Source organism: Nostoc sp. DSM 114160 (genome assembly GCF_053470305.1).
The window spans coordinates 314,518-328,587 of record NZ_JBPFGO010000001.1; the positions used below are offsets into that span (position 1 = coordinate 314,518).

Consider the following 14,070-nt stretch of genomic DNA (forward strand, 5'->3'; position numbering starts at 1 on the left):
TTTCCCCTTTTCCAAAACCCGACAAGTATTGGGAGTAGAGCTTAAATTTAAATAAATTCTTGTTCACTAGGGCTTGCGGCAGTTCTAGCTAAATTGTGAATGCAGCCCAGTTATTAGTAAAAATAACTAGGCTGCATTCGTTTGAATATAAAAAAAAACCACATCTATTTTCAGAAGTATATTTTTTAAAGTAGTAAGAGCATTTTGTACTCCCTGCTGGTAGGGCGAGCTAGATGCCCTCCCTACACCAGGTTTCAAAATAGACGAAGTTTATCCAGCCAAGCTCTCGACACTCAGAGGAACCATATCGCCATTCCTCGTTAGTCCTAACAACATCGGTTCTTGGGGTTGAATTAGTTGACCTGTAAGCACACAGCGTTCTTCTTGTTGAGCTGTGGCAGCTATGCTAGCTCGAATGTCGGATCGCGAAAATCGAGGTTTCCACTCACCTGATTTTTGCTGGACATAATTCCAAAGGATATCTCGGATTAGAGCTTGATATCCCTGATTTCCAGCTATTTCTTTGAGCTTATCTTTGAGCTCCCGCTCTAGACGAATGCTGGTAACTTCCATATCGGTGGTTGGAGTGCGAGCGATCGTATGCATCAGTTTTTCTCCTTGAAGGTATAGACAGGATAGTAATACAAGTGTAGTATGTTTAAAGGAATGTTCAATAGGTGAAATTTTCTGTGAAATCTATTTACCCCATCTCTACTTCAATTTTGTGCCCTACCAATTGCCGAACCAATTGGGAATCAGCTGCTATGGAAGTGGAGTATTTATTTATGGGCGATGGTAGCCAAAATCATAGGCAAATCACAGAAGGTAATGATGATTATAAGTATGTAGCCATTAGTGCACTAATTGCAAAACCACAACTAAATCAAAAAAGCGGGGGGTACAGGCAAACCAATCCTGTACCGATATGAGACCAGAAAATTTTCCGGTCAATTCTAACCCCCGCTTCACCGAAAACTTGAAGCGGGGGTTTTTTTATAAGGAGTTAAGCTGTGACGATATCTTCCATGCGCGGCGCGAACGCAATGCAAGTGTTAGAGCAATCTGTGGTGGTGTTTTCTCAAAATTACTTGCCACTATGTCGGGTCAATATCAAGCGGGCGATTGTGCTGTTAGTAACGAACAAGGCGCAACCGCTGGGTTTTACCACAGAAGGCGGCTGGCAAGTTCACTCACCCAATTTGGTAATTGATGTACCAAAACACATTCGCTTGACAATCACTTCTAATGAGCGGATGTGGAAAATTCCGCCAGTTAATCGGCGGGAAGTGTTGCGGCGAGACCATCACAGTTGCCAATATTGCGGTAGTGGCAAACATCTAACGCTAGATCATGTGATGCCGCGTTCTAAAGGCGGTTCTCACACTTGGGATAACGTAGTCACAGCTTGTGAAAGATGTAACTCCCGTAAAGGCGATCGCACTCTGTTTGAAGCTGGTATGCAACTGCGTACCAAACCAAAAGCGCCAATCCACCCCGCGATTTCTTTTGCTGAACAGTTTTGGATAGATATGCAAGCAAACCTGGAATAACAGGAGAGCATAAGGAATGCTGAAATTAACTTACACTGAAAGCAGTTTTGATTTAGAATGTCTTACTCTGTCGCTAGAAGAATGGGTAGGGCAACGAGTGATTTTAGCCCTGCGAGTTGGGCAAAGTTTGTGCATTGAACCGAGTACCGCTTCCTTTTTGCTTCCTGTTGATTTGCCAGGAGTAGAAATACTGAGGTCTGAGGTAAAAAGTGATGACAGAGAAATCATTGCTCTGTGTGCGTGCGATGCCGAATATATGGAAGTCACCCTGCGGGGTTCTTGGCTATCAGTTAGTTCTAAGGATTCTGTCGGTGTGTTTGTTACCACGATGAGCGATCGCGCTGAGTTCTTTTTGCACAAACTTTGGCAAGAAGCTCAATCTTGTGCCTCTGTCATGAGTGAATAAACGAAATAGTTGAGTGACTCAATTTTGGATTTTGGATTTTAGATTTGTTCTCACGTTGAAATTCGCGGGTAACTCTTGGAGACGCTGCGAGAACAAAGATTTTGGGATTTTGGATTGAGTAATCCAAAATCCCAAATTTAAAATCTAAAATCAGGTGAGGAGAATATCTCACCCTTTATTGCGCCATTTTGAGTAGTTCAGGGATTGTCACAAATCGGTAGCCTTGCTGTTTGAGTCCGTTGATGATTTGTGGCAAAGCTTCTACAGTTCTGTGGCGATCGCCACCACCATCATGCATTAAAACAATGAAACCAGGTTTCGCGCCTTTCAGGACATTATTTACAAATGCCTGCGGTTTGGCGTGAGGATCGGTATCAGCGGAAGTTAGCGACCACATAATGACAGTATCTTTCTGGCTTTTGGCGTAAGCAGCTAGTCCGTTATTTAAAAAGCCTCCAGGAGGACGAAACAGAGAAGTTTTGACTCCTGTAATTTTGTATATCAGATCGGCTGTGCGATCGATTTCACTCTTGGCTGTGGCTTCATCCATTTGCCGATACCAATGATGCCAAGTATGGTTGCCAATAGCGTGTCCCTCGGCTACTTCACGCTTGGCTAAGTCTGGATTTGCTTCTAAAGCTTGTCCTACCCAAAAGAATGTTGCTTTAACATCATTTTGCTTCAAGATATCCAGCATTTCTAGGGTTGTTTTTGGCCAGGGCCCATCATCAATGCTGAGAGCAATAACCTTTTCGTTGTTATTGGGTTGTACCTTATAAACTGTTTTTCCCTGAAATTTATCTGGGACTGTAAAGGTAGGGTTTTCTACTTTGACTGATGGCGGTAGATGGGCATTAATTTGGCCCTTTGCTGGATTTTGAAGTGCAGTATGGATTTTGCTTATTGGCTGGTTCAATCCCGATTGTGGGGAGATACCTGGAGCAATACTACAAGCTGTAATACTAGAGGCGATCGCGACAATACTAATTATCTGTTGTCGCTTGAGGTAGTTGTCTGTCACGTCAGGCTTTTAAAGATTCACACAATCATAAGCTGTAGTTTGATTTTTCAGAGAGTTTAGCAAGCTCAAATATAAGTGCAGCAGCTTTTATAGACAATTTCAAAAAAACTTTCTAAAACCCCTTGACACCTTTTGTAGTATTTTGTAGTATATTTGTAGTGAAGCGAAAGACAAAGCTTCTCAAGAGTCAAATTTATGTTCTACATCCAACTAAAGGACAGGCGTTGGAATAAACCAGAGTCCCCAGTCAACAAAACTGCTCCTACTTGCAAACCATCGGTAATAGAGGCAATAAACGAAAAAAGTTCTAAGTTTGCACTCATCAAAACCACTGAATACATCCGTAATACACAACAGGCTTGCTACCTAGAGTTTCGGTTGTTTTCTTAACAGTTTCTAACAGTAAAAAGTAATTTTTCTGAACCTTGAAAACTAAATAAGAAATGGGCAAGTTCACCAACAAAATTTGTGCCTAAAAACCTAAAATTTTAGGCACAGATTCTCAAAAATCGGGGTGTAGCTCAACTGGCTAGAGCGTTCCGTTGTCTGCGGAAATGTTGCGGGTTCAAGTCCCGTCACCCTGGTTGCAGTCCTGTAGGCGAATAGTTTAAGCCGTCAGTTGCTCAAACTGAAGATTGCGAGTGCAAATCTCGTCGGGACTGCCAAATGGTCAGGTAGCCAAGTTGGTAAGGCGTTGGTCTGCAAAACCGATTAGCGCGGGTTCAAATCCCGTCCTGACCTTTGTCGCAGTGTAGCTTAATGGTAAAGCCCCTGGCTCATAACCTGGTATATGCGGGTTCAAATCCCGCCACTGCCACCAAATGCAGGGATGGTGTAACGGCAACACCTCGTGACTCCAAATCCGATGTTCTAGGTTCAAATCCTAGTCCCTGTGTCAGACAATTTTGGATTTTAGATTGCCAATTTTAGATTAAAAAATTTAATCCAAAATCTAAAATCTAAAATCTAAATTTCGGTAAATTATGCCCTCGTGGACGAATGGTTAAGTCATTGCTCTTTCAAAGCAAAGATGCGAGTTCAATTCTCGTCGAGGGAATCATTATGGGTCGATGGCCGAGTCTGGTTGAAGGCGACAGTCTGTAAAACTGTTCTTTTTTGCACGCAGGTTCAAATCCTGCTCGACCCACTGTGGAGAGGTGGCTGAGTGGCTGAAAGCGTCCTCCTGCTAAGAGGAAACGGGTAGTTAATATCCGTCGCAGGTTCAAATCCTGTTCTCTCCGTTTTGAGAGTGTGGTGTAACTGGATAACATCTCAGTCTACGAAACTGAAGACGTGAGGGTTCAAATCCCTCCACTCTCGTTACATGGGAGAGATGATGGAGTGGCTGATTCGAGTTGAATTAAACCAGTCCACTGGGTAAAACCCATCTCTCCTCCTTATCCCCCGGTAGCTCAGTTGGTAGTTAGCGCCTGTCTGAAGAACAGGAGGGTCGTCGGTTCGATTCCGACCTGGGGGGCTTCGTTGCCTCATAGCTCAATGGTAGAGCAAGCGGCTGTTAACCGCGCGGTTGTAGGTTCGAGTCCTACTGAGGCAGCCATTCATTGCCGGGTGGACGAATTGGTAAGTCGCATCGCTCTGAACGATGAGGTTGCAGGTTCAAACCCTGCCCTGGCAATAAAGCCCTGTGGTGTAATTGGCAACATAGCGCCCTTTGAAGGCGAAGATTCCAGGTTCGACCCCTGGTGGGGCTGCCAAACTTTGCTCTTGTAGCCCAACTGGAAGAGGCTGCCGTCTCAAAAACGGTATGTTGTGGGTTCAATTTCCACCAAGAGTACCAAAACTTGCTCCTGTAGCCCAATTGGAAGAGGTGGCAGACTTAAAATCTGTTTAGTTGTGGGTTCGACTCCCACCAGGAGTACCAACGGGATGTAATTCAGTGGCCAGAAGCCATGCTTTGGGAGCATGGAGTCGCAGGTTCAAATCCTGCCATCCCGATATACCCCTGTGACGGAACTGGTATACGTGCTGGAATCAGAGTCCAGATTTTGCAGGTTCAAATCCTGTCAGGGGTACTAAATGCTCTCGTGGCGGAACGGAAGACGCACTAGACCGAGGATCTAGTTTTTTGCAGGTTCAAATCCTGTCGGGAGTACCAAAATATCTGGGTGTGGCGCAGTTGGGAGCGTGGGAGTTTCGGGAACTCCAGGTCGTAGGTTCAATCCCTACCACTCAGACTTTGCCCTTGTAGCCCAACGGAAGAGGCGCTTCGCTTAGAACGAAGAGGTTGCTGGTTCAAATCCAGTCAGGGGTATTGACTTCTTGCAAAAATTCTTTTGCAAGAAGGGGAAAGGGAAAAGGTAAAAGGGGAAAGGTTTCTTATTATTCCTTTCCCCTTTACCCCTTACCCTTTTCCCACTTCTACAAGAAGTCTATTGGTGAATATGCGGGGATAGAGCAACGGTGGCTCGTCAGGCTCATAACCTGAACATCGGCAGGTTCGACTCCTGCCCCCGTCACCAAAATTAGTGCTGGTGTAGCTCAATTGGCAGAGCAACTGACTTGTAATCAGTAGGTTGCAGGTTCAATTCCTGTTACCAGCTCCAGAATGCGGATATGGTGTAACGGTAGCATCTGAGTCTTCCAAACTCTAGGCACGAGTTCAAGTCTCGTTATCCGCTTTAAAAATTTGCGGGTGTGATGTAATCGGTAGCATCTGAGTACGCCATACTCAGTGCGTGGGTTCAAGTCCCTCCACTCGCTTGCGTAGTCCTGTAGCTTCAACGGTAGAGCAAGTGCCTTACAAGCAAGAGGTTGCAGGTTCAAATCCTGCCAGGACTACCAAATGTTGGGAGTGTAGCTCAATGGAATAGAGCTTCGAGCTTCTACCTCGAAAGTTGTGGGTTCGAGTCCTACCACTCCCGCCTTAACAAGTCAAAAGTCAAAAGAATGAATTTAATATTTTTCTTTCTTTTTAGTTTTTACTTTGCTCTTTTTACTTATTTGATGGGGTCATAGCTCAAATGGCTAGAGCGCCTGCCTTGCAAGCAGGAGGTTATGGGTTCAATTCCCATTGATTCCACTGATGATGGTGTCTGAAGCCAAAGTGGTCGATGCGCTGGTTTGTGGAACCAGTCATAGCGGGTTCAAGCCCCGTCAGGCACCCCTGAATGGAAGATGCCGCTGAATGGACGGCAACTGGTCTTGAAAACCAGGGTATGGGCAACTGTAGGGGTTCGATTCCTCCATCTTCCACCTATCCACCTGGAGCCGAAAAGCGAGGCGCTGTGCTGATAACACAGAAATAGGAGGGGCAGTACCTCCCTGGTGGATTTATATCTAAATGTTGGTATTACAAATCGCACCAACTCATTTCTTATTTAAATTAACTAGGGTGGTTGGCATACCGGCTGTGCAGCGGGCTTTTAACCCGCAGAAATAGGTTCGACCCCTATACCACCCACTAAACAATTCAAAATTCAAGTTGCGCTTCTAGCGCACCAAAGGTGCGACTCAAAATTCAAAATTACGGAATGCCATTCTAGCTATTAGCTAATATGCAACTTGAATGCGCGTTGGGTTATGAATAGCAACCAGCGATCGCTAGTTGAGCATGTTGCAATAATACATCTTTATCCAAAGTATGTATGGGATATTGCGGTGTTACTGCCAGTAGTTTCTCTATTCTTTCTCTAGCTGCTTCTACGACTGCTTCATCTAAACTACCGTTACTGAGCGAATCAGCAAAATCTTCAGCAATCCGATAAGTTCTTTCAATAGATGATGAATTAATATTACGCGACACAATAAACAGATCGCAGCCTGCATTAAATGACCGTGCCACAGTACCAGCTTTCATAAACATATCTGAGATCGCTTTCATATCCAAATCATCTGATACAACTACTCCCTCAAAGCCAAGTTCCTCTCTAAGTATGGTTTTGAGGATAGTCTGAGAAAGCGTTCCTGGCACATCAGGATCTATTTTGGGAAATAAGATATGGACAGTCATAATCAAAGGAATCTGTACTTCGATTAAAGCTTTGAAGGGTATAAGTTCTCGAAGTCGCAGGTCTTCTAGAGTTAAATTCAGTATTGGTAGCTCAATGTGAGAGTCCTTGCTGGTGTCTCCATGTCCGGGAAAGTGTTTAGCACATCCCAAAATTCCTGAATCTCGAAGTCCAAGGTAATAGTCACGGGCACCTTGAGTGGCAGTTTCGGGAGTGTTACCAAAGGCGCGCGGCCCAATCACGGGGTTGTCGGGATGAGAAAAAATATCTGCTACAGGTGCCCAAGATAAATTGATTCCCAATGATTTTAGTTCTACTGCTGTGGCTTTTGCTACTTCGTAAGCGTGCGATCGCAGTAAATAAGCGTGAGGAAAGCGGGTAATTGGCAGTGGTGTACGAATTACACGCCCTCCTTCATGATCGAGAGTGAGGAACATGGAATCACGTTCAGTATATTCTCGTATCTGCCTGTTTAAATCCTTGAAGCTTTCCAGCCAAACCTGATACGGGGTGCCATCCAAAAAGTTTTTAGCAAAAAAGATCGCCCCAATCGGTTTTAATTCATTGAGTGCGCGTTTATCGTCATCGCTTAATGTCGTGCCGGAAATACCTAAAATTAAGTGATGTCCAAAACGCCTTAGCTCCTGCGATACACCCATAATCTTTTACCTATAAGTTGTGCGGTAAACAACTTGGTTGTTCAACCTAGAGTACATAAACATTTATCCTACACCCTGTATAAGGAGAGGAAGTTTTCAAAGTAGTCTTTAAGCAATACCCCAAATATTTTCTCATACCAAATACACAAATTAGCAAAGAAATCAACTACTTGAGGACAACTTTTAAAATTAGCTATTTTCAGTCAAAGGAAATACTTTTGTTTCCCGAAATCACTTGCATGTAAATATAGATAAAGCGCACACCGCAAAGCTATTGCCAACAATGGTATTGGCAATTTTTTTGGGCAAGTGCGCGTAGGTAAAATTCCCTTTGGCAAAAGTTTTTTAGGGAAGCAATCGCACAACAACTGCCAAATGTAACGGATTGCAACGTATAATGAAAACGATAAAACGGTTAAGAAATATTGAAGAGCAGTAGGGTTACATGCGAGTAGCGATCGCGGGAGCGGGACTAGCAGGACTTTCCTGCGCAAAATATCTTACAGACGCAGGGTCACACACCCATTGTCTTGGAACGTCGAGACGTTCTAGGCGGTAAAGTGGCCGCGTGGAAAGATGCTGATGGAGACTGGTACGAAACAGGTCTGCACATCTTCTTTGGCGCATATCCCAATATGTTGCAGTTATTCAAAGAACTGGACATTGAAGATCGATTGCAGTGGAAAGAACACACAATGATCTTCAACCAGCCGGATGCACCAGGTACTTACAGTCGCTTTGATTTCCCAGATTTGCCAGCACCAATTAATGGTATAGTGGCAATTCTGCGAAACAACGACATGCTGACATGGCCAGAAAAAATCCGTTTTGGCATCGGATTATTGCCGGCCATGATTCAGGGGCAAAAGTACGTTGAAGAAATGGACAAATACTCCTGGACAGATTGGCTGCGTAAACACAATATTCCAGAACGGGTCAATAAAGAAGTTTTTATTGCCATGGCCAAATCGCTGAACTTCATTGGTCCAGATGAAATTTCGGCAACCATTCTTTTAACCGCCCTCAATCGTTTCCTCCAAGAAAAAAGAGGCTCGAAAATGGCCTTTCTGGATGGTTCGCCAACAGAACGATTGTGTCAGCCCCTAGTAGATTACATCACCGAACGCGGTGGAAAAGTCCGCTTAAATGCCCCTTTAAAAGAGATTTTACTAAACGCCGATGGTAGCGTCAAAGGATACTTGATTCGGGGGTTGAATGGAGACGAAGATGAAGTCTTCACGGCGGATTTGTATGTATCTGCCATACCAGTTGACCCTTTGAAGGTGATTTTGCCAGCACCTTGGAAAGAAATGGAGTTTTTCCAAAAGCTAGATGGGTTGGAGGGCGTACCTGTAATTAACGTGCATTTGTGGTTCGATCGTAAACTTACGCAAATTGATCACTTGCTATTCTCGCGATCGCCCCTCCTAAGCGTTTATGCTGATATGAGCAATACCTGCCGTGAATACGCCAATCCCGATCGCTCGATGTTGGAATTAGTTCTAGCCCCGGCAAAAGATTGGATTGCCAAATCCGATGAGGAGATTGTGGCTGCAACTATTGCCGAGTTAGAAAAACTCTTCCCCGACCACTTTGGGGGAGACAATCCAGCAACATTGCTGAAATCTCATGTGGTGAAAACGCCCCGTTCAGTTTACAAAGCGACCCCTGGTCGTCAACAGTACCGTCCCTCGCAAACAACCCCCATTAGTAACTTCTATCTTAGCGGGGATTACACCATGCAACGCTACTTAGCCAGTATGGAAGGTGCCGTACTTTCTGGTAAGCTGACAGCGCAGGCGATTTCTGAGGCCCTCTCGGTAGCAAATTCCTCAAACCTGCAAACGCTCACCCGACCGCCCGCAACGAATGCTGCAACTGCCTGATTCCCCGCCGCGCATGAAAACGCTGGTCTCTGTAGACGAGTCATACAAACTTTGTCGGCATCTCACAGCAAAGTACGCCAAGACCTTTTACCTGGGTACTTTGCTGATGAGTCCGGTAAAACGTCAATCTATTTGGTCAATATACGCTTGGTGTCGCCGTACAGATGAATTGGTGGATGGCCCCGCATCTGCTATTACCACGCCAGAAACCCTAGACCTATGGGAACAGCAGCTGGAATCGATTTTTGCGGGGCGTCCATTAGAAAATTACGATGTAGCTTTAGTTGATACCCTCCAGCGCTTTCCGATGGACATTCAACCATTTCGGGATATGATTGCCGGTCAGCGTATGGACTTATATCGCAGTCGTTATGAAACCTTTGAGGATTTATACCTCTACTGTTACCGCGTTGCTGGCACTGTTGGCTTAATGTCAACATCCGTTATGGGTGTGGATAACACCATATATGCAGCACCGTGGCAACAGAACAAACAACCTTATGTTCCCATAGAAGAAGCGATCGCTCTCGGAATTGCCAATCAACTCACCAATATCCTGCGGGATGTGGGAGAAGATGCCAAACGGGGACGGATTTACATTCCCCTAGAAGACTTGGCAAAATTCAACTATACCGAGCAAGACTTCTTCAAAGGTGTGGTAGACGATCGTTGGCGGGCATTGATGCGCTTTCAAATTGACCGTGCCCGCCAATTTTACACCACATCCGACCAGGGAATTACTTATTTAGCATCCGATGCCCGTTGGCCTGTGTGGGCAGCATCAATGCTGTACGGTCAAATTTTAGAGGCGATTGAACGCAACGATTACGATGTATTCAGTCAGCGAGCTTTTGTTCCCCAGTGGAAAAAGTTACGCACCTTGCCCATAGCTTGGATGCGATCGCAAGTCCTTTAAAAAATTAGTCATTTGTCCCTAGTCCTTAGTCCTTAGAGTTTTATAAATGACAAATGACCAATGACAAATGACTATTGACTCTTGCCAACAAGTCTGGTAACATTGATATTCGTGAGTCATGGAGAGGTGGCTGAGTGGTCGAAAGCGGCAGATTGCTAATCTGTTGTACGGCAGGCAACTCCGTACCGAGGGTTCGAATCCCTCCCTCTCCGTTTTTCAAGTTTTGATACACGGAATAAACTCCGTGTTTAAAAATAAATACCAATCCAGACGTAAACACTTCTACTCCCAAAGATGGATGATATGATTTATGCTTTGGAGTCTTGCTAAGATCCAGCTAGTTAGAAACCTAGTTTGACTCTTAAGTTTTAGGCTTCCTAGATATCTGAGGAGTATAAGCGATTTATGAAAAAATTTAGTGCCGCCTTAACTTTAAGTATAGCTACCCTAGCAACTGGGTTTCTAGTTGGAGCTTGTGGTGATAGCAGTACGCCCAATGGCACAGCTAACAACGCAACTACCGCTACCACAGCAGCAAACTCAACTACTACAAGCAGTGCTAAAGGGCTAAAAATTGGTTCTCTGTTACCGACGACAGGCGACTTGGCTTCTGTAGGACAGCAAATGCTAGGTTCCATACCTTTACTGGTGGATACGGTCAACGCTTGCGGTGGGGTAAATGGCGAACCTGTTACTTTGGTGCAAGTAGACGACCAAACCGACCCAAAAGCTGGAGCTGCCGGTATGACCAAACTAGCAACTTTAGATAAAGTAGCAGGTGTAGTTGGCTCCTTTGCCAGTAGCGTTTCTAGTGCAGCAGTCTCCATTGCCACACCGAATAAAGTCATGCTGGTTTCCCCTGGTAGTACCAGTACCGTGTTTACCGAAAAGGCACAAAAAGGCGACTTTAAAGGCTTTTGGGCGCGTACTGCTCCCCCTGATACCTACCAAGCACTAGCCTTAGCCCAACTTGCTAACAAAAAAGGTTTCAAGCGAGTTTCTACAGTCGTGATTAATAACGATTATGGCGTAGGCTTTGAAAAAGCATTTGTGCAAACTTTTGAAAAATTGGGTGGCACTATAGTTAATAAAGATAAGCCTGTCCGCTACGACCCGAAAGCCCAGACATTTGATACAGAAGCGGCTGCTGCTTTTGCTGGGAAGCCAGATGCAGTCCTGGCTGTAATGTATGCGGAAACTGGTAGTCTGTTCCTGAAAGCCGCCTATCAACAAGGTGTGGCGAAGGGAGTACAAATTCTGCTGACAGATGGGGTAAAGTCACCGACTTTTCCAGAACAAGTGGGTAAAGGCGGTGATGGTAAATATATTTTAACAGGAGCGATCGGTACAGTACCGGGTTCCGATGGTAAAGCATTAGAAGCTTTCAACAAGCTGTGGAAGGATAAAAAAGGTGGTGCGCCAGGGGAATACGCTCCTCAAGCTTGGGATGCAGCTGCTTTATTAACATTGGCGGCGCAAGCTGCTAAGGAAAATACAGGCGTTGGTATAGCCAGCAAAATCCGGGAAGTTGCTGATGGCCCTGGCACAGAAGTTACTGATGTCTGCGAGGGACTGAAGTTACTTAAAGATGGTAAAAAGATTAACTACCAAGGAGCTAGCGGCAATGTAGATGTTGATGCTAACGGCGATGTCGTCGGTGTATACGATGTTTGGACAGTAGGAGACGATGGCACAATCAAAGTGATTGACAAAGTTACCCCTAAGTAGAAACTTAGGAGTTAGGAGTGATGAGTTATGAATTTAATCTTAATAACTCCTAATTCCTAACTCCTAATTCTTAAAGCCCACTGAAGTTGTAACCGACTCCTAATAACAAGCCCACATCAGTTTGATCGAAGAATCCGGCATTGATAGCAGCTGTTGCCGTAAATTGAGAAGTTAGAGGCACATCAATGCCACCAGACACCAAAAAGGCAAATTGCGAATCATCACCAGTTTTGTAAGCTGCACCCACTCCGACGTAAGGTGCGATCGCTAATGGTTCGCTAAAAGCATCTGCTGGTTTAAAGGTAAAATCGTAGGTGATCGGAAGTAGAACTGTGGTGTTATCTCCAAATACGGCTGAGGGTCGTATTGATATAGAATTTGTCAGTCCGATTTTGCTAACTACCGCAAAGTTACCGTCGCCCAAAGACGTGTCACCACCACTCAAACCAATGTTAGCAGCGACGCCCAGATAGCTACTACCACCATTGGTAGTTCTACCTAAATCAATATCTGATTGCGCCACTTTGGTAGCAGATGGTTGAGCAGGAGTTTGAGAAGTCGGTTGTACAGGTTCAGAGGTTAGCGTTGCAGATGAGGTTGCCACTGTGCCTGGAACAGGTATGGGTGTTACACTGGCGTTTTCTTGTATGGCAGCGTTAGGCGATTGCTCTACCTGAGTTAAATTTGTGACTGCAAAAGTTTCAGTTGTTTCTGTAGAGAGGTTTTGGCTAAACTCTTTGGGAGACGCTATGGTTGCGGAAGGTTCAGTTAATGCCCGATCGCTCAACTTGTTTACTGTCTGGGCGCTTGCAGATAAACCGCTACTCACGAATGCAAGAGTAGCTAAACTTGGCAACCAAAAAACACCTTTACGAAGAAAAATAGTATTCACGTTCACTCCTAAAACAATGTTGCCGCGAAAAACAAAGATTTTGTTGATTTTAGTCAACAAATTCGGGCAATATTCAAAATTTAACATCAAAAAATCGGTTTTTGCATTCTGACCTTACTTGATTCCTCTAGTTAATATTTATTAGCAAAAAATTAAATTTTATAGTAATCCTGAATAACTCGCGAAAAACAAGATATCCAACGACTTTTACAAAATCGTGGATTTGTGGGTGGCAATTTTCACAAATTAAATAGAATTGATATATTTATTTGAAATATCCTGAATTTGGTAGATGACAAATAGTCTCTTTGCTTAAAATTAAGATAGTGTTTGTTAAGGAGGCGATGCCTACGGCGGGCTGCGCCAACGCGATTGCCATCTATTCCATGAACGAAAGAAGTTTATTAGTATAACTGCTTTGTTGCCAAAGGTAGTTAGATTGTGAAGTGATATTACAAAGCTTTCAAAAATATTTAGAAATTGCCTACAAGGCAAACATAGTTCTAACGTAGAACCTATTAGGAGAGACTTGAGGCAAATGTGATGAGCGAAAATAATATTCAAAAGTACCGGTTTGTCTGTACCCTGACTTTCGGTGATATCTACGGTCAAATAATTGTTTGGTTGATTACAATTACCCTAAGTTTGGCATCAGCCTTGGCGTTGATGGGTGCCAAGCGACCCGTGTACGCTTTAGCAACAGCGGGGTCTCGTTGTTCTGCTATCGCTACCTTTCTTGTTGTTCGCGTTTGTCACTACCTTGTTAAATCATATTGAAGTCAGTCCTGTAGGGCCAGGAACCAAAATGGAACCCATACCAGGTAATGTCTCTCAGCAACAACCTGTACAAGCAACTAGCTAAAGAGTTAGGAGTTATGAGTAGAGACGCGATTAATCGCGTCTGTACAAGAGTTATGAGTCACTCTACCTGTGCCATAACTCTTTGTTTTTAACTTTTCACTCCTAATTTCAAAATTTGTTACAACCTCCCTGTATAGAAGCAGGGATTTTTTGTACAGATGTTATTGTTACAACGCACTAGCT

The 14,070-nt window shown here is 44.3% G+C and carries 9 protein-coding genes, 31 tRNA genes and 2 pseudogenes; 37 read left to right on the forward strand and 5 right to left on the reverse strand.

Annotated elements, in window-relative coordinates:
* Positions 1-270 precede the first annotated feature (270 nt).
* Positions 271-606, reverse strand: coding sequence for a hypothetical protein (locus NSTCB13_RS01385; protein WP_094347436.1), 336 nt, complete (start codon positions 604-606; stop codon positions 271-273).
* A 437-nt stretch (positions 607-1,043) separates the two neighbouring features.
* Here NSTCB13_RS01385 and NSTCB13_RS01390 point away from each other — a divergent pair, with 437 nt between their 5' ends.
* Entirely contained in the window at positions 1,044-1,550 is a 507-nt protein-coding gene (locus NSTCB13_RS01390; protein ID WP_445632024.1) for an HNH endonuclease, read from the forward strand.
* 16 nt (positions 1,551-1,566) lie between these two features.
* Positions 1,567-1,956, forward strand: coding sequence for an alr0857 family protein (locus tag NSTCB13_RS01395; protein ID WP_448271176.1), 390 nt, complete (start codon positions 1,567-1,569; stop codon positions 1,954-1,956).
* Positions 1,957-2,131: 175 nt separating this feature from the next.
* Here NSTCB13_RS01395 and NSTCB13_RS01400 read toward each other — a convergent pair whose 3' ends face one another.
* Together NSTCB13_RS01400 and NSTCB13_RS01405 are read right to left on the reverse strand one after the other, a co-directional pair.
* A complete protein-coding gene (locus NSTCB13_RS01400) occupies positions 2,132-2,977 on the reverse strand; it encodes a polysaccharide deacetylase family protein (protein WP_448271177.1) in 846 nt (281 codons plus the stop codon).
* A 200-nt stretch (positions 2,978-3,177) separates the two neighbouring features.
* Positions 3,178-3,300, reverse strand: coding sequence for a hypothetical protein (locus NSTCB13_RS01405; protein ID WP_448271178.1), 123 nt, complete (start codon positions 3,298-3,300; stop codon positions 3,178-3,180).
* Positions 3,301-3,487: 187 nt separating this feature from the next.
* Between NSTCB13_RS01405 and NSTCB13_RS01410 the strand changes: the two genes are divergently transcribed.
* The 30 genes from NSTCB13_RS01410 to NSTCB13_RS01555 all read left to right on the forward strand — a co-directional run bounded on the left by NSTCB13_RS01410 (position 3,488) and on the right by NSTCB13_RS01555 (position 6,398).
* Positions 3,488-3,561 (forward strand) — tRNA-Asp (locus NSTCB13_RS01410).
* 4 nt (positions 3,562-3,565) lie between these two features.
* A tRNA-Glu gene (locus tag NSTCB13_RS01415) sits at positions 3,566-3,642 on the forward strand.
* A 3-nt stretch (positions 3,643-3,645) separates the two neighbouring features.
* Positions 3,646-3,718: transfer RNA gene (locus NSTCB13_RS01420), tRNA-Cys, on the forward strand.
* A 4-nt stretch (positions 3,719-3,722) separates the two neighbouring features.
* A tRNA-Ile gene (locus NSTCB13_RS01425) sits at positions 3,723-3,797 on the forward strand.
* Between the two features lie 3 nt (positions 3,798-3,800).
* Positions 3,801-3,872: transfer RNA gene (locus NSTCB13_RS01430), tRNA-Trp, on the forward strand.
* 91 nt (positions 3,873-3,963) lie between these two features.
* A tRNA-Glu gene (locus tag NSTCB13_RS01435) sits at positions 3,964-4,034 on the forward strand.
* A 7-nt stretch (positions 4,035-4,041) separates the two neighbouring features.
* Positions 4,042-4,124, forward strand: a tRNA-Tyr gene (locus NSTCB13_RS01440).
* Between the two features lie 4 nt (positions 4,125-4,128).
* Positions 4,129-4,218: transfer RNA gene (locus tag NSTCB13_RS01445), tRNA-Ser, on the forward strand.
* A 4-nt stretch (positions 4,219-4,222) separates the two neighbouring features.
* Positions 4,223-4,297, forward strand: a tRNA-Arg gene (locus NSTCB13_RS01450).
* A gap of 81 nt (positions 4,298-4,378) precedes the next feature.
* A tRNA-Phe gene (locus NSTCB13_RS01455) sits at positions 4,379-4,454 on the forward strand.
* Positions 4,455-4,460: 6 nt separating this feature from the next.
* Positions 4,461-4,535: transfer RNA gene (locus NSTCB13_RS01460), tRNA-Asn, on the forward strand.
* 5 nt (positions 4,536-4,540) lie between these two features.
* Positions 4,541-4,613: transfer RNA gene (locus NSTCB13_RS01465), tRNA-Gln, on the forward strand.
* A gap of 3 nt (positions 4,614-4,616) precedes the next feature.
* Positions 4,617-4,692: transfer RNA gene (locus NSTCB13_RS01470), tRNA-Gln, on the forward strand.
* A 6-nt stretch (positions 4,693-4,698) separates the two neighbouring features.
* A tRNA-Leu gene (locus tag NSTCB13_RS01475) sits at positions 4,699-4,775 on the forward strand.
* A 6-nt stretch (positions 4,776-4,781) separates the two neighbouring features.
* A tRNA-Leu gene (locus NSTCB13_RS01480) sits at positions 4,782-4,859 on the forward strand.
* A gap of 1 nt (position 4,860) precedes the next feature.
* Positions 4,861-4,933 (forward strand) — tRNA-Pro (locus NSTCB13_RS01485).
* A 3-nt stretch (positions 4,934-4,936) separates the two neighbouring features.
* Positions 4,937-5,010, forward strand: a tRNA-Leu gene (locus tag NSTCB13_RS01490).
* 6 nt (positions 5,011-5,016) lie between these two features.
* Positions 5,017-5,093 (forward strand) — tRNA-Leu (locus NSTCB13_RS01495).
* A 6-nt stretch (positions 5,094-5,099) separates the two neighbouring features.
* Positions 5,100-5,172 (forward strand) — tRNA-Pro (locus NSTCB13_RS01500).
* Between the two features lie 4 nt (positions 5,173-5,176).
* A tRNA-Leu gene (locus NSTCB13_RS01505) sits at positions 5,177-5,249 on the forward strand.
* Between the two features lie 131 nt (positions 5,250-5,380).
* Positions 5,381-5,457: transfer RNA gene (locus NSTCB13_RS01510), tRNA-Met, on the forward strand.
* A gap of 8 nt (positions 5,458-5,465) precedes the next feature.
* Positions 5,466-5,541, forward strand: a tRNA-Thr gene (locus NSTCB13_RS01515).
* 4 nt (positions 5,542-5,545) lie between these two features.
* Positions 5,546-5,616 (forward strand) — tRNA-Gly (locus tag NSTCB13_RS01520).
* A 10-nt stretch (positions 5,617-5,626) separates the two neighbouring features.
* Positions 5,627-5,698 (forward strand) — tRNA-Gly (locus tag NSTCB13_RS01525).
* A gap of 5 nt (positions 5,699-5,703) precedes the next feature.
* Positions 5,704-5,779 (forward strand) — tRNA-Val (locus NSTCB13_RS01530).
* Between the two features lie 6 nt (positions 5,780-5,785).
* Positions 5,786-5,859: transfer RNA gene (locus NSTCB13_RS01535), tRNA-Arg, on the forward strand.
* A gap of 84 nt (positions 5,860-5,943) precedes the next feature.
* A tRNA-Ala gene (locus NSTCB13_RS01540) sits at positions 5,944-6,017 on the forward strand.
* 9 nt (positions 6,018-6,026) lie between these two features.
* Positions 6,027-6,100 (forward strand) — tRNA-His (locus tag NSTCB13_RS01545).
* 7 nt (positions 6,101-6,107) lie between these two features.
* Positions 6,108-6,190, forward strand: a tRNA-OTHER gene (locus NSTCB13_RS01550).
* 137 nt (positions 6,191-6,327) lie between these two features.
* Positions 6,328-6,398: transfer RNA gene (locus NSTCB13_RS01555), tRNA-Lys, on the forward strand.
* 117 nt (positions 6,399-6,515) lie between these two features.
* Here NSTCB13_RS01555 and NSTCB13_RS01560 read toward each other — a convergent pair.
* Positions 6,516-7,604 carry a glycoside hydrolase family 3 N-terminal domain-containing protein gene (locus tag NSTCB13_RS01560; protein ID WP_448271179.1) on the reverse strand — a complete coding sequence of 363 codons (1,089 nt, stop codon included), beginning with the start codon at positions 7,602-7,604 and terminating at the stop codon, positions 6,516-6,518.
* A 445-nt stretch (positions 7,605-8,049) separates the two neighbouring features.
* On the opposite strand from NSTCB13_RS01560, the pseudogene pds reads away from it, so the two are divergent.
* From pds to NSTCB13_RS01580, 4 genes and pseudogenes are all read left to right on the forward strand, one after another.
* A pseudogene (gene pds / locus NSTCB13_RS01565) lies at positions 8,050-9,490 on the forward strand (15-cis-phytoene desaturase).
* The gene (gene crtB, locus NSTCB13_RS01570; RefSeq protein WP_322660204.1) at positions 9,474-10,406 is read left to right on the forward strand and encodes a 15-cis-phytoene synthase CrtB; all 933 of its coding nucleotides are present in this window, start codon (positions 9,474-9,476) and stop codon (positions 10,404-10,406) included. Before pds ends, crtB begins: the two are co-directional and overlap by 17 nt.
* A gap of 120 nt (positions 10,407-10,526) precedes the next feature.
* A tRNA-Ser gene (locus NSTCB13_RS01575) sits at positions 10,527-10,618 on the forward strand.
* A gap of 193 nt (positions 10,619-10,811) precedes the next feature.
* Positions 10,812-12,134, forward strand: coding sequence for an ABC transporter substrate-binding protein (locus tag NSTCB13_RS01580; RefSeq protein WP_448271180.1), 1,323 nt, complete (start codon positions 10,812-10,814; stop codon positions 12,132-12,134).
* 70 nt (positions 12,135-12,204) lie between these two features.
* Here NSTCB13_RS01580 and NSTCB13_RS01585 read toward each other — a convergent pair whose 3' ends face one another.
* A complete protein-coding gene (locus NSTCB13_RS01585) occupies positions 12,205-13,026 on the reverse strand; it encodes a hypothetical protein (protein ID WP_448268462.1) in 822 nt (273 codons plus the stop codon).
* Positions 13,027-13,569: 543 nt separating this feature from the next.
* Between NSTCB13_RS01585 and NSTCB13_RS01590 the strand changes: the two are divergent.
* Positions 13,570-13,888: pseudogene (locus tag NSTCB13_RS01590) on the forward strand (hypothetical protein).
* The last annotated feature ends 182 nt before the right edge of the window (positions 13,889-14,070 follow it).

What these genes read in the sequence shown, in the direction of transcription:
- NSTCB13_RS01385 (WP_094347436.1), bottom strand. Translation starts at nt 606, where the DNA reads ATGCATACGATCGCTCGCACTCCAACCACCGATATGGAAGTTACCAGC.
- NSTCB13_RS01390 (WP_445632024.1), top strand. Translation starts at nt 1,044, where the DNA reads ATGCAAGTGTTAGAGCAATCTGTGGTGGTGTTTTCTCAAAATTACTTG.
- NSTCB13_RS01395 (WP_448271176.1), top strand. Translation starts at nt 1,567, where the DNA reads ATGCTGAAATTAACTTACACTGAAAGCAGTTTTGATTTAGAATGTCTT.
- NSTCB13_RS01405 (WP_448271178.1), bottom strand. Translation starts at nt 3,300, where the DNA reads ATGAGTGCAAACTTAGAACTTTTTTCGTTTATTGCCTCTATTACCGAT.
- NSTCB13_RS01560 (WP_448271179.1), bottom strand. Translation starts at nt 7,604, where the DNA reads ATGGGTGTATCGCAGGAGCTAAGGCGTTTTGGACATCACTTAATTTTA.
- crtB (WP_322660204.1), top strand. Translation starts at nt 9,474, where the DNA reads ATGCTGCAACTGCCTGATTCCCCGCCGCGCATGAAAACGCTGGTCTCT.
- NSTCB13_RS01580 (WP_448271180.1), top strand. Translation starts at nt 10,812, where the DNA reads ATGAAAAAATTTAGTGCCGCCTTAACTTTAAGTATAGCTACCCTAGCA.